This window comes from Flavobacterium sp. PLA-1-15 (genome assembly GCF_049060005.1).
In the GTDB taxonomy this organism is placed as follows: Bacteria; Bacteroidota; Bacteroidia; order Flavobacteriales; family Flavobacteriaceae; genus Flavobacterium.
Genome location: NZ_JBMGQS010000014.1, coordinates 1 through 13,673 on the forward strand (window position 1 = coordinate 1; position 13,673 = coordinate 13,673).

The following is a 13,673-nucleotide window of genomic DNA, read 5'->3' on the forward strand; positions in this document are numbered from 1 at the left end:
CCACAAGGTCCACAAGGTCCAGCCGGAGCAGATGGTATTGACGGAGCAGTTGGAGCCACAGGTCCTCAGGGTCCACAGGGTCCAGCGGGAGCGGATGGTATTGACGGAGCAGTTGGGGCCACAGGTCCTCAGGGTCCACAAGGTCCACAAGGTCCAGCCGGAGCAGATGGTATTGACGGAGCAGTTGGAGCCACAGGTCCTCAGGGTCCACAAGGTCCAGCCGGAGCAGATGGTATTGACGGAGCAGTTGGAGCCACTGGTCCACAGGGTCCAATAGGATTAACGGGTGCAACTGGAGCGCAAGGTCCGGCAGGAAATGATGGGGCAACGGGTCCTCAAGGTCCGATAGGATTGACAGGGGCAACAGGTCCAGCTGGGCCAACAGGAGCAACAGGAGCAACAGGTCCAGAAGGTCCACAGGGTCCAGCAGGTCCATCGACACCACAGACCATTGCCCATACTATGGGTTCAAGTGGCAATATATTAACGAGTACAGTGAATGGAATTAGTCCTACTGCTAATATCATTAATACGAATGTATTGGGATTGTCAGGAACCAATCTAACTTCCACTATCAATGGTCAAGCTTCAAATGTTCTTAATTTGGGTGCTTTGGCAATTGAACCGTGGAGGGTTCAAGGAGGAACTGCGCAAGCAACTCTCAATACTGATCATATCTATCAGAATGGTAGAGTAGGAATAGGTAATTTTACGACAGTTAGTAATCCGCTTAAACAATTAGAAGTGAAAGGTGACTTTAAATCTGAAATAGTAACTGTGGATGGAAATCTAGTAGGAATGGAAGTAAATAGTCCGCTCCTAGTACAAGGTTCTGGAAGTTATTGGATTAATCCAACTACAAGAGAAGCTCATTCTATCAGTGCTAGCCAATCAGGAGCAAGTGCTACAGTCATTGATAATTATCTAGCACCAACTAAAATTTCTAATTTTATCTTAGATTTAAATTCAGTAAACGTTTATTCTAAGCACGGTGGTGAGGCTAAGCAAGCAACTTTAGAATTGAATGGAAATGATGGCAGGTTTGCCTTATATGCTAACCAACATGTTTCTAATTGGGGAGCAATGGTTAAATCTGATGGCGCAAACGGATTATTGCTTTACCATGCAGGTTCTAGTGCAGTAACAACTAATGTGAATGATAGTGATAGAACTGAAATAATTATTAAAAAAGCCGAAGGAGTAACTTTTGAGCAACATAATACTGGAGGCGCATTAACAGGCCGTTATAGATTTCCTTTAGGTAATGGAGCCACAGGACAGGTTATGACGATGAGTGCAACCGATAATAGATTGGTTTGGTCAAATCCGGCAAGTTTGAGTTTAGCAAATAACGGTCTAAATAAAAATGCTACTACTAATGAAATTGAATTGGGAGGTACATTAAATAAAACGACCACAATTGCAACTGTAAATGGAGTAACAACCCATCCGTTAAATATAACAGGATTACCAACAACTGGCGCTACAACAGATGCGGTTATTGTATCTAGCACGGGAGGTCAATTGAAAACGATATCAACTGCTAATTTGGTACAGGAGCCTTGGAATGAAATGGTAACGAATGTTAAAGCGACTGGTAATGGACAACACATCTACCAAATGGGTAATGTTGCCATTGGTGCTACAAGTGCTCCATCATTCTCAGTAGGTGCTGCAACAGTACAACCAAAATTCCACGTGGCGGGTGATATCTCTACAACAGGAAAAATCTATACCACGAACAGTGTATATGCCGATTATGTATTCGAGAAATATTTCTTAGGCAACTCTGAGATCAATCCTAACTATGAATTCAAATCGTTGAATTATGTTAAGGACTTTATCAAGGCAAATCATCACTTGCCAGGGGTTGAATCTATTGATGATTTGAAAAAGGCAAGCAACGGATATACCTTTGATATGACGAAACTGACCATCCAAAGTTTGGAGAAAATCGAGGAGTTGTATATCCATACGATTGAACAGAAAGATAAGATTGAGGCACAGCAGGCTGAAATAGAACAGTTGAAAAAAGATGCTGAAGAGACTAAATCAAGATTGGAGAAGTTAGAAAAATTGTTGACTGGAAATAAATAATGACCATGTTTAAAATACATAAGACCATTCTATGCAGTTGTTACAGTTTTCGTTTAAACGAAAGAGATCTTTTGTTACGTTTACTAACGAAGCATATAGGTTTTTTTACAATTTTGATTTTTGCAGGGATTATGCAGGTCTATGCACAAACACCAGTGTGTAGGCCTGTACAACTAGAAATGACTGCTAGTGCTACTGGTGCAACCAATCCTACGGGGAATGGTCCAACAACGGCAAATCAAGTTATTACATTCCGTAACAATACTAACAATCCTTCTGGGACTACCTTTGCAAACTATTCTCCTACGGTTACAGCTACTTACAGTATTTCTAATCAGCAGTATACAGGGGTGTCTGGCTTAAGTGGAGTTTATGCTAATGGTATTGCTTTCGGTGCTTCGATAAGTTCTGCCGCCACAGCTTTGTATCCAACATTAGGCTCATTTGGTAGTGCTGTTGCAACAAATTTTAGTAGTGGTCCAACGAATGTTGGTTCGGGAATAAGTTTGACAGCGAATCATGGTGTCGAATTGTTTTTAGCTACCAGAGCACTTCATAACAGCAACGCAAGCTTAACAGGAACCTATTATTATGGGGACTTGACCATCTCATTTAATCAACCTGTTGATAATCCCATCATAAACATTGCTGACTTTGGTGGAGGCAGTGCCATATCAAGCTCTCAAACACACTATTTTTCACTACAGGCAGAAGTTTCATCAGGGCAAACGCTTACTAGGTTAAGTGGCGATGCGGGGGTTACTTTAGTAGGCAATAATTACATTTCGTCTGTGATGAGCACTTCAAATTTTTTAGATGGTAGTTTCATGGTTAATGAAACCGGAGTAACATCAATCACTTTTAAGTTGTATATTAAAGGACATGATAATATTAGTAATTGGATTAGTAATTCTACATCCAGTGGAATTACTCCTGGTGATGCTGTAATAATCAATGTAACCTTACCCAATTTAGTTCCAGATGCAGTAGCACCAAATGGCGTCTTTTTAAATCATACCTGCCCGGCAAATACAATAAACTTAACAACTGCAACACCCACAGCACCTGCTGGTGTTAGCTACGAATGGCATACGGTAGCTACTAATCCAACTGCGGCAACAAAAATAAATACTATAACTGCCGCATCAACAAGCACAGGCCTCTATTTATACGCGAGAAATAATACTTCAGGATGCTACAGTACAGGAACTGCTTTCACCAACTTCAGTAAGGATTGTACAGACTCAGATGGTGATGGAATATTGGATAGCGCAGATCTGGACGATGATAACGATGGCATTTTGGATACCGACGAATGTACTACTGCATCTGCAAATATGATAGTTTGGGCAAATGGTGTAAATGTTTTTGGGCCAACTATACAGCCAGCTGGCCAAGGTTTTATGATGGGAGAAAATAGTGTGCCTGGAAGTGGTGTTACAAGAACCAGGGTAACGCCCGACAATTATCAGCTTGTTACTGGCGCCGGTACAACTAGTGAATCGGCAGCTATCTCTGCAAACGACTATGTAGAATATAAAGTTAACGTTGGCGATAAGCATATCATTATTGACCGTGTCGGGTATTATCGAATTTCAAGCAGTTGGGATAATACGGGGTATAGCTACACCCTTCGTGTTTCAGATAATGATTTTAGTAGTAATACTGCTGTACACGGACCTATTAGTTATGCTCCTCAGTCATCCGGACTCGATCTGGTCTACAATACTCTTCAGCCGCTCTATTTAAAACCTAATACAACTTACACTTTTAGAGTATATTTTTATAATGCAGGAAGCGATGCGGCCACGTTTGGGCATGATGATTTTAGGCTTTTTGGGCTTGTGGAATGTGATACCGATGGAGATGGCATACCTAATCGTTTAGATTTAGATTCTGATAATGACGGGTGTCCGGATGCTATTGAAGGTGCAGCAAACCTAACTACTTTGGTGGATTCATCAATGCCAGGTGGAAATACGGGCGCCACAAGCGGAACATTTAATCAGCCTATGATTCAGAATTTAGGAAATACTGTTAATACAACGGTAGGTTCTGCGAGTTATGGCGTGCCTACTATTGCTGGTGCAGGCCAGGCTATTGGCACATCGGCTACAGCAAATCCGGTTTTGGTAGCAGGTACAGCAGCAGCAAATCAAGTAATTCAATCCGGGACTGCACCCGCAACGCTTACACTCACTGGAGCAACAGGTACCATACAATGGCAAATTTCTGATAACGATACTACATTTACTAATGCGACAACTGGAACTGGTGCTACGACGGCAAATTATTCACCGACGTCGATAACCGCAACTAGATATTACAGAGCGGTTGTTACCAGTGCCGGCGGATGTATTGCCTTTTCAAATGTTGTTACAATTACTATATGTGGTGCGGGGACAGTTTCGCCAGACTTTAACGATTATAACGCTACAGGAGCATCTTATTCACAAACAAACAGTGCGTATTACATTTTGTGCGGGGCAGGGCAAACGGCAAACTTAAGTGTATTGGTGCCTACAGCAACACTTCCAAGTGGAGCAGTTGTAACATGGCATACCGCAACGCCGGCAACAAATGCAAATAGAATTGCTAATGTAACTGCTTTAACAGGCACCACAAAATACTATGCCGCCTTTTTCGATTCGGTAAATAATTGTTATTCACCAACAAAGGAAATAGTGGTGTATGTTGCAATCTGTGCTCAAGATGATGATTATACCGCAACGCCAGTTACTTATGGGATACAAAAAACATTTCCATCTGTATTTGCAAACGATACTTATAATGGTACCATTATCTCTACCCTGCCGCCTGGAAGTGTAGGTTTTGACTATTCGCTTTGGGTGCCTGCAAATGCCAACATTGTTTTTGAGACAGGTGTTATTACGGTACCAGCAGGCGTACAACCAGGCATATATACTTACTCTTACAAAATTGTAGATAAAGATACGGATGGGGTTTTAGACAGTAACGTCAGTTTTGCTTCGGTTACTTTTAGGGTAATAGCCGATAGTGATGGTGATGGTATCCATGATGAAGATGATCTAGATGATGATAACGATGGTATCTTAGATAAAAATGAATGTATTGGATTTATTGCTAATAATGTTTCGGGAGTTTGGAAAGGAAGGACATCATCTAATATTACCGTGACAGCAAGTCCGAATACCACACAAAGTACCGTACAGTTTGCAGATGCAGATCCTCAGGTAAGCTTTAGCGTTAATCAGAATGGTGGTGATCAAAGATTTGGAAACTCAGCCACAGCTGCATCTTATGTGATTACATTTTCTACACCTGTGCCGGCAAATGAAATTGGATTAATGATCAATGATGTTAATGTTGGTGCCACTTTTTCTCCATTGGCTTCCTTCAAGATAGATGTAGATTTTGGATTGGGAGTAGGATTTGAAAATCCGCAAGGAAGATTTATTAGAACCTTGGCAGGAAGACAAGCTGGAGTTGATTATAATGAATTAACCGGAATCCCTTCATTTCAGGCTCTACCTAATCCAGATGCTTTGGGTGGAGAGGATATTTACTTGAAAGGAATAGGAAATACGCTTATAAAAGCAGTTAGAATTGTGGGAAGCAATTTAAGCAGTGGAGGTGGAGATTTGATATCGTATTCATTTTTTGCACAAGGTTGTGATACGGACGGAGATGGTACACCGGATTATCTAGATGTAGATTCTGATGGTGATGGCTGTTATGATGCTTTTGAAGGGGATGAAAACGTACTAGCGTCCCATCTTAGGGTTTTTGGAGATATTAATGTTGCTGCAAACGGCGGTGTAGGAACTACACCAAATGTAAACAATGGTGTGCCTAACTTGGTAAACAGCGGAGGTACGGCCGATATCGGGGGTGATGTTGGACAAGGAATTGGATATTCAACAAATATTTTAATCAATCTTTGCTGTATGAACCTGCCAACTGCAGGAACACCAGATAATTATACGCAAACAGGAATCTCTAATCTTGCTGGTTTTGGTACAACTGCAAACGGATGGCCACAAAACGTACCGAATGGATTTGTAGCTATTGAATCAAAAAATCAAGGTTTTGTAATTACGAGGGTAGCGAATACCAGTGCGATCGCCACTCCGGTAGAAGGCATGCTCATTTATGACATTTCCGCAAGTTGCGTGAAACTATACAATGGAATGATTTGGAAATGTTTGGCAAAAGATTGTAATTAAAACATTATATCAGATGAAAAAAATAATAATGTTATCCGTATTAAGTTTGGGATTCGCCAATTGCGTCAATGCCCAGACAGGTATAGAAACCAAGACGACCAGTACATCGGCTGTTCTTGAATTTGCTTCGGGAACTACCAAAGGCATTATCTTGCCAGCAATTGAAACAATGCCAACAGGTTCTTCTCTTGCCAATGGAACATTCTTGTTGGACAAGAATGACGGCAAGATAAAAATGCGTCAGAACAATACCTGGGTAGAACTATCGGGTAGTGGAAATATAACGAATGTTGTTCCTTACAGCGGTACGGTCGATAACGGCAAACAGACTGTTATTGGAGCAAGAACTACAGCTGCAAATGGAGTATTGGTTTTGGAAGCGGCAAATAAGGCATTGGTCTTGCCAAAAGTAGCCAATCCGCATTTGAATGTAAAAAGCCCTTATGCCGGTATGATGTGTTATGATACTACAAGAAAGGCTTTGGCCGTTTTTGACGGGACGGTTTGGAATTATTGGAAATAATAAATATAGATATATAAAGAATTACTCTGAAGCCCTGCTTCATACATGCTGAACGTAGAAATTGAAGCACCCTTGCTTCATATACTGTATTTTACTTAGGGGTATTTAAAATACTAGGCATCAAGGAGAGATGACATATTGAGAAGAATTTAATCTACAAGTATTGGACGCCTGTCCCTGTAAAGCTTCTAAATTTGGACATTATGTCATCCTCCTTAATTTTAAAAAAGATAAAAATATGAAAACGTTTATAAGTTCTATAATTCTGATTTTCTTGACTGCATTGGTAAATGCCCAGACAGTGAATGAGGGGACTATGGTGGTGATGCCGGGCACGGTCGTGAGCACGCTCTTTGATTTTGACAACAGGCCTACGGGGGATTTTGTAAACGACGGTGAGTTCTACGTGTATGCAAATTTCAATAACGACGGATTGGTGACTTTTACACCGGGGCCTGCGGTTGATGGCTATACACGTTTTCAGGGAACTGCCGTACAGAAGATATCGGGTCTTATGCCGAGTGAATTCAAGGACGTGCTGTTTTACAATCAGTCAGCTCAACCGGCCTTCCAGTTGTCAGGAGACATAAGTATTTCGGGCAATGCAGAGTTCAATCAAGGAATAGTGAAAAATGACGATTTTGATGGGAGCATTTCATTTGAACAAGAAGCCGATCATACCAACACATGGAATGGAAGCCATGTGGATGGCAAGGTAATCAAGAATGGAAGTACAGATTTTATCTATCCGATCGGAGATAAGAATTTTTACCGTTATGCTAGGATTTCAGCACCAGCGGAAACGGCTTCTACCTTTACTGGAAAGTACTTCTTTGAAAATTCAAACGGGCTGTACCCGCATACGAGCAAGCAGCCGGAAATAGAGATGATCAACAACAGGGAATATTGGACGCTAACCAAGGACGGGGGCACATCGGATATCCTGCTTACATTGAGCTGGGATGAACTAAACACCACACCCGCAAACGTCATCGCATCGCCTGAAAGCGACATCCACATTGTGAGATGGGATGCAGTCCAGAACAGATGGGTGGATGAAGGAGGAGTGGCAGATGTGGCTTCAAGGACTGTTACCACGGCTGTTGAGGTTTCGGGCTACGGTGTTTTTACACTTGCAAGGGTGAAAACGATCAATCCGGACTGTGTCACAATTTACAATGCGGTGACACCGGACCTGAATGATGGAAAGAACGATTATTTCTTTATAGACTGTCTTGAGAATTACCCAGATAACAGCGTGGAGGTTTACAATAGATGGGGGGTGAAGGTTTTCGAGACCAAGAAATATGATACCAATGGGAATGTGTTCAGGGGATATTCTGATGGCCGTGTAACGATTGATGGTTCAAAAAAGCTGCCTACGGGAACCTACTTCTATATCCTGAACTACAAGGTGCAGGACGCAGGGAACAATTATACCAAAAGGAAGGCGGGTTACCTGTACCTTCAAACTGAATAAAAAACAAATGATAGCAGAAATGAATAAATTTAAGATAATGATAAGGTGTTTCGGACTGGTGTTGCTGTTGGCTTCCGGGACGCTTTTTGCCCAGCAGGATTCCCAGTTTACCCAGTACATGTACAATCCGGTGAATTTCAATCCGGCCTATGCAGGATCCAGGGAGGTCTTGAGCATCTTTGCGATGCACAGGACGCAGTGGGTGGGGCTTGACGGCGCGCCGGTGACCAACACGGTATCGCTGCACACGCCCATTTCCGGAAGCGATGTGTGTATTGGCGCCTCTTTTGTCAACGACAGGATAGGCCCGTCGGATGAGAACACGATCTCGATAGACATTTCCTATACGGTGCCGACCTCAGATTATTTCAAATTGGCATTTGGATTGAAGGCCACTGCAAACCTCTTGAATGTTGATTTTACGAAATTGACCCAGCAGGCTGGAGATCCTGAACTGCAGTACAACATCGACAACCGCTTTTCGCCGAACATCGGTGCGGGTGTGTTCTGGTATTCCGAAAACACCTATGTGGGATTGTCGGTTCCGAACTTCCTTGAGACAAGCCATTTTGACGGCGAGGTAAATTCGGTTGCAAAAGAAAGAATGCACTATCATTTGATTGGGGGGCATGTCTTTGACCTTTCACCCGATTTAAAGTTCAAGCCGTCGTTCCTTGTGAAGGCGGTTGGCCAGGCGCCTTTGCAGGTAGACCTTTCGGCGAATTTCCTTTTTTATGAAAAGTTCACTGCAGGTGTGGCCTACAGGTGGAGCGCGGCGCTGAGCGGGATGGTGGGCTTCCAGATCACGGATGGACTGCTGGCAGGCTACTCCTACGATGCAGAAACGACGAAGCTGGCCAATTATAATTCGGGCTCTCACGAAATATTTCTTAGATTTGAATTGTTCAAGAATTATGACAAGATCATTTCACCACGATTCTTCTAAAGCGACAGTTATGAAATTAAACTACTTATATACAGCAATTTTTATTATTGCTTCCATCAATGCTGGCGCACAAAATGCGAAGCTCAAAAAAGCCGACAGGGACTATGAAAACTATGCCTACATTGATGCGATCAAGACTTACGAGCGTGTTGCAGAAAAAGGCTACAAGGATGTCGGGATGTTCAAGAAATTAGGCAATGCCTATTACTTCAATGCAGAATTGAACAAGGCAGAGAAATGGTACCGTGAACTGTTTGCAATGAAACAGGAGGTTGAGCCGGAATATTATTATCGCTATGCGCAATCGCTGAAATCAGTATCAAAATATGAGGAGGCCAATAAGATGCTTGATCTGTTCAACTCCAAGAGTGGCAATGACAGCAGGGCGGCGCTATATGAAAGGAATAAAAATTATCTCGAAGTAATAGAAGAAAATTCAGGCCGATTTGCTACGGAAAATGCCGGTATAAATTCCAAGGAGTCGGATTACGGGACCTCATTTTATGGAAATCAGCTTGTTTTTGCCAGTTCACGCGTTGTGAAGGGAACAGGCAGGAGAATTCAGAAGTGGAACAATCAGGCTTTTACCAGCCTCTATGCTGCAGCTGTTGATGGTGATGGAAATCTTCAGGAGCCTGAAAAATTCTCATCTGATATTGACTCCAGGTTCAATGAATCTACGCCTGTTTTCACCAATGATGGCAATACGATGTATTTTACCAGAAACAACTATAATGATGGAAGGAAACAGAAGGACAGCAAGCGCTCTACGCTTCTGAAGCTATACAGGGCCACTCTGAAGGATGGTGCCTTCGGGAATGTCGTGGAACTGCCATTCAACAGCAACGAGTACAGCAATGCGCATCCCGCTTTGAGTGTTGATGAAAAGACATTGTATTTTGCCTCGGACCGTCCCGGAACATTGGGCCAGTCCGATATCTACAAGGTGGCCATTAACGCTGATGGGACTTTTGGCGAGCCAGTCAATTTGGGAAACGCAATCAATACGGAAGGCAAGGAGACATTTCCCTTCATCTCAAACGATAATGAGCTTTATTTTTCATCAGATGGCCATCCCGGCCTAGGAGGACTGGACGTATTTGTGTCCAAGATGGAAGACGGCGGTTTTGGAAGGGTAATGAATGTTGGAAAGCCAATAAACGGCCCGATGGATGATTTTGGATTCCTGATTGACACCAAGACGCAGGTAGGTTTTTTCTCTTCCAACAGGGAAGGCGGACTTGGCTATGATGACATCTACAAGTTCAGGGAATTGAGGAAGATAACCTGTGAGCAACTGTTGGAGGGTGTGGTGACGGATGCCGGGACCGGTATGATTTTGGCAGATGCAAGAGTGACCCTTTTTGACGATAAGATGGAAATGGTTGCACAGACCTATTCGGGACCAAAAGGTGAATATGCCTTCAATCAGTTGGATTGTAAAAAGGTCTATTACGTAAGGGCAGAAAAGATAGAATACAACACTACGGAAGAGATGGTAGTGATGGGTAAGGAATCGGGTAAGACTGTTTTGCAAATTGAGTTGGAGAGATCGGTAACGCCCGTGAAAGTGGGAGACGATCTGGCAGAAGTGTTTAAAATTAAAATCATCTATTTTGATCTGGACAAATGGAACATCCGCCCGGATGCCGCCTTCGATCTTGCAAAGATTGTAGAAGTGATGAAAGAAAATCCTATGATGAAAGTAGATGTCCGTTCCCATACGGACAGCCGCCAGACACACCGATACAATGAAACACTTTCAGACAGGAGGGCCAAGTCGACCATTGCATGGATGATCGGGCAGGGAATCCAAGCAGAGAGGCTGAGCGGAAAAGGATATGGAGAAACACAGTTGATCAACAAGTGCAAGGATGGGGTGGAATGTACCGAGGAGGAGCATCAGCTGAACAGGAGAAGCGAATTTATAATATTGTCGCTATAAGGAAGTTTTATGGAATGGTATAAGAATCTATTCAAGAAGCAAACGGCGGCACCTGTCAGGCAAAGAGTGGCTGAGCTTACTGAATTTGAATTGTCTGAATCACACAAAATACTGCTCGACACTGAAAATATCATCGAAGGGCTGCTGCAGCACATCAGCGATCAGAGAGAGATCATCGTTAAGTATGAAGAGGAATTGCGAAAATTAAAATATACCCTCAGGCTTGATACGGAGGAAAAGAAAAGACAGATGAGGGAAGCAGATTAGTTTCCCATGGGTTGGGGAAAATTGCTAAAGTTGTTGTCAGGAAAGGGTAGCAGTAAGGGGTACGATGTTTAAGAATTTGGGGTTTTTAGATATAATTAATTATGTAGCCAGACCCTTTCCTTGATGGCAATGAATAATAAGTAATCAAATCAGCGAGTAGCTTAGAAAAATTGAATTTATAAAAGGATTATTAAAAGGAATAGAATTACTATTCCTTTTTTTATAAGGAGAAAAAACATCATTAAGCTTTTCAGAAAATGTGAATAGAATTCGTGATAATTTGCAAGGGGTCTGTGTAATAGGTGTAAAGAAGATGATTTCGGATGGATTGCCAATTTTTTAGAAATATAATAATTAAGCTTTCTAAAAATGTATATGTCTACTTTATAAAATCAGGATGCCCGTGCAGGCAGCTAACTACTAAAAATGGCGCCATCTAAAAAGATAGCGCCATTTGATTTTGTGGAGTCGGGGAGAGTCGAACTCCCGTCCAAACAAGCAATTAAAGAGCTTTCTACACGCTTATTTACTGATTGAATTTTCGTCATTTGGCTTGGCCAGAAACAGCCACCAGATGCTTATCTTCTAAGTTGTCAAAACAGTTCCGAAGCTTAACTGTTTCTAGGTTTATTTTTACGGTTCCCCTTTGAAGAACGCCACAAACCAAGGCTTTCAAGGAGAATCTAGCTTTCCTACCTTGTAGGAACTAGGCAAATCGTACTATAATTCGGATTAAGCAGCTAAAGCGTAATTATTTTCGCCGTGTAAAAGTGTTGGAACCATTTATTAACGAGAATTGTCCCAGTTCTCGGCGTGCTTACTGTTCAATTCGACTTGCTGTCAAAACCAGTCGACCCCAGTTTGTTTTTCATTCCAAAAAAACAGCAATTGCTGTATTCCAAAAATCGAGCCACAAAACTACATTATTTTATTTGAATTATTCTCCTAAATCTCCTTTTTCAATTTTTAAAGGATAATCGCCAAAGATAGTAGCCAAATGGAACGATTTATAGGTCATAGTTGTGTATTTGTTAGCCAGAGCGATAATGACTACGTCTTCTTTTTTAAGTTTAACATAGGAAGAAGTATTTCCATGCCACCATCCGTTATGGTAAAATAGCTTTGTATCATCTTCCCATTCAAGCATACGGATCCCTAGACCATAATTTCGCGTCCCGCGACGCTCATAACTGTAGCCTTTGTATATTTCTTCAACTAATTTTGGTGTTAAATAGTCGGGAGAAGAGATGGCAAGATCAAATTTTAGCAAATCCCGTGGTGTGGAATAGATGTTTTTGTCGCCATATACTTGATCCAGATGGTTGAGTTCATATTTTTTGTAATTTCCCTTATAGGATTGACTTACTTTATCGATATCTTTCTCAAAATCAATCACGAAGCTGTGCTGCATTCCCAAAGGTTCGAAGATAATTTTGCTCATAGCAGTTGCATAATGCATTCCTGTAACTTTTTCGATAATGAGTGCCAACATGGCGTAATTTGTGTTGCAGTAGGCAAATTTCTTATCACTCCTGAAATCGAGTCCTGCTTCGTATTTCACACAAAGATCCAGAATATCTTGATTGGTCAGAAGCTTACTGTGGTTCCATTTTTGCCTGTCATCAAAATAATACGCATAATTAGTAAGCCCACTCCTGTGGTTCAATAACATTCTGACGGTGATGTCTTGATAAGGAAAAGTTTTTAAAATGGTGCTAACTTTTTGATCAAGAGTAAATTTGCCTGCGTGCACTAGTTCCATGATTGCAGCAGCGGTCAATACTTTGCTTACAGAAGCTAGATGTATAGGTGTATCCTGTGTAATAGTTTCCTCATTTTCATAATTGGAAAAACCAGAGTATTTTTCGTAAATAACCTTGCCGCTTTTTGCCACAAGGAAACTCCCACTAACTTTATTTCTCTCCCAATACTTTTTATAGAAGCCATCGATAGTCTTTCTCTTTTCATCGATGAATTGGGCTGTCGGTATTTTGAGCTTCCTTGAATCTGGTTCAATATGAGGAAATGTGTCTGCTTGTTTTGAGGTATCATTTTGTGCAATATCCCTGTTTTCTTTTTTACAGGAAACTAGAACAACTGATAGAGATAAAAATGATATATATAGAGTATGCTTGTAATTCATCTTTTTAGGGTACATGAACCACAAATATAAAAAAATGGATAAACTACCTAAGTCACTTTTAAAG

The 13,673-nt window shown here is 41.7% G+C and carries 8 protein-coding genes and 1 other RNA gene; 7 read left to right on the forward strand and 2 right to left on the reverse strand.

The genetic code is table 11. The features are described 5' to 3' along the window. The 7 genes from ACI6PS_RS09585 to ACI6PS_RS09615 form a co-directional block, all read left to right on the forward strand. A partial coding sequence (locus ACI6PS_RS09585) for a hypothetical protein (protein WP_421012344.1) occupies positions 1 to 2,097 on the forward strand: 2,097 nt, incomplete at its 5' end. Positions 2,098 to 2,276: 179 nt separating this feature from the next. After that, positions 2,277 to 6,305 (forward strand): hypothetical protein, encoded by a 4,029-nt coding sequence (locus tag ACI6PS_RS09590; RefSeq protein WP_421012345.1) that lies wholly within the window; start codon positions 2,277 to 2,279, stop codon positions 6,303 to 6,305. A gap of 13 nt (positions 6,306 to 6,318) precedes the next feature. After that, positions 6,319 to 6,828, forward strand: a complete 510-nt coding sequence (locus ACI6PS_RS09595) for a hypothetical protein (RefSeq protein ID WP_421012346.1) — start codon at positions 6,319 to 6,321, stop codon at positions 6,826 to 6,828. A gap of 238 nt (positions 6,829 to 7,066) precedes the next feature. After that, complete coding sequence (locus tag ACI6PS_RS09600) at positions 7,067 to 8,308, forward strand: gliding motility-associated C-terminal domain-containing protein (RefSeq protein WP_421012347.1); 1,242 nt, start codon at positions 7,067 to 7,069, stop codon at positions 8,306 to 8,308. A 7-nt stretch (positions 8,309 to 8,315) separates the two neighbouring features. After that, positions 8,316 to 9,254: a type IX secretion system membrane protein PorP/SprF gene (locus ACI6PS_RS09605; RefSeq protein WP_421012348.1), complete on the forward strand. Its 939-nt coding sequence runs from the start codon at positions 8,316 to 8,318 to the stop codon at positions 9,252 to 9,254. Positions 9,255 to 9,264: 10 nt separating this feature from the next. After that, positions 9,265 to 11,199 (forward strand): OmpA family protein, encoded by a 1,935-nt coding sequence (locus ACI6PS_RS09610; protein WP_421012349.1) that lies wholly within the window; start codon positions 9,265 to 9,267, stop codon positions 11,197 to 11,199. 9 nt (positions 11,200 to 11,208) lie between these two features. After that, positions 11,209 to 11,466 (forward strand): hypothetical protein, encoded by a 258-nt coding sequence (locus ACI6PS_RS09615; protein ID WP_421012350.1) that lies wholly within the window; start codon positions 11,209 to 11,211, stop codon positions 11,464 to 11,466. 460 nt (positions 11,467 to 11,926) lie between these two features. Here the strand turns inward: ACI6PS_RS09615 and ssrA are convergent. Both ssrA and ACI6PS_RS09625 read right to left on the reverse strand, forming a co-directional pair. Next, positions 11,927 to 12,324: a transfer-messenger RNA gene (gene ssrA / locus ACI6PS_RS09620) on the reverse strand. A 79-nt stretch (positions 12,325 to 12,403) separates the two neighbouring features. Further along, positions 12,404 to 13,609: a serine hydrolase domain-containing protein gene (locus ACI6PS_RS09625; protein WP_421012351.1), complete on the reverse strand. Its 1,206-nt coding sequence runs from the start codon at positions 13,607 to 13,609 to the stop codon at positions 12,404 to 12,406. Between the last annotated feature and the right edge of the window lie 64 nt (positions 13,610 to 13,673).

Excerpts from the sequence above, each read along its gene's own strand:
- ACI6PS_RS09610 (WP_421012349.1), top strand. The coding sequence starts at position 9,265 with ATGAAATTAAACTACTTATATACAGCAATTTTTATTATTGCTTCCATC.
- ACI6PS_RS09625 (WP_421012351.1), bottom strand. The coding sequence starts at position 13,609 with ATGAATTACAAGCATACTCTATATATATCATTTTTATCTCTATCAGTT.
- ACI6PS_RS09605 (WP_421012348.1), top strand. The coding sequence starts at position 8,316 with ATGATAGCAGAAATGAATAAATTTAAGATAATGATAAGGTGTTTCGGA.
- ACI6PS_RS09615 (WP_421012350.1), top strand. The coding sequence starts at position 11,209 with ATGGAATGGTATAAGAATCTATTCAAGAAGCAAACGGCGGCACCTGTC.
- ACI6PS_RS09590 (WP_421012345.1), top strand. The coding sequence starts at position 2,277 with ATGACTGCTAGTGCTACTGGTGCAACCAATCCTACGGGGAATGGTCCA.
- ACI6PS_RS09595 (WP_421012346.1), top strand. The coding sequence starts at position 6,319 with ATGAAAAAAATAATAATGTTATCCGTATTAAGTTTGGGATTCGCCAAT.
- ACI6PS_RS09600 (WP_421012347.1), top strand. The coding sequence starts at position 7,067 with ATGAAAACGTTTATAAGTTCTATAATTCTGATTTTCTTGACTGCATTG.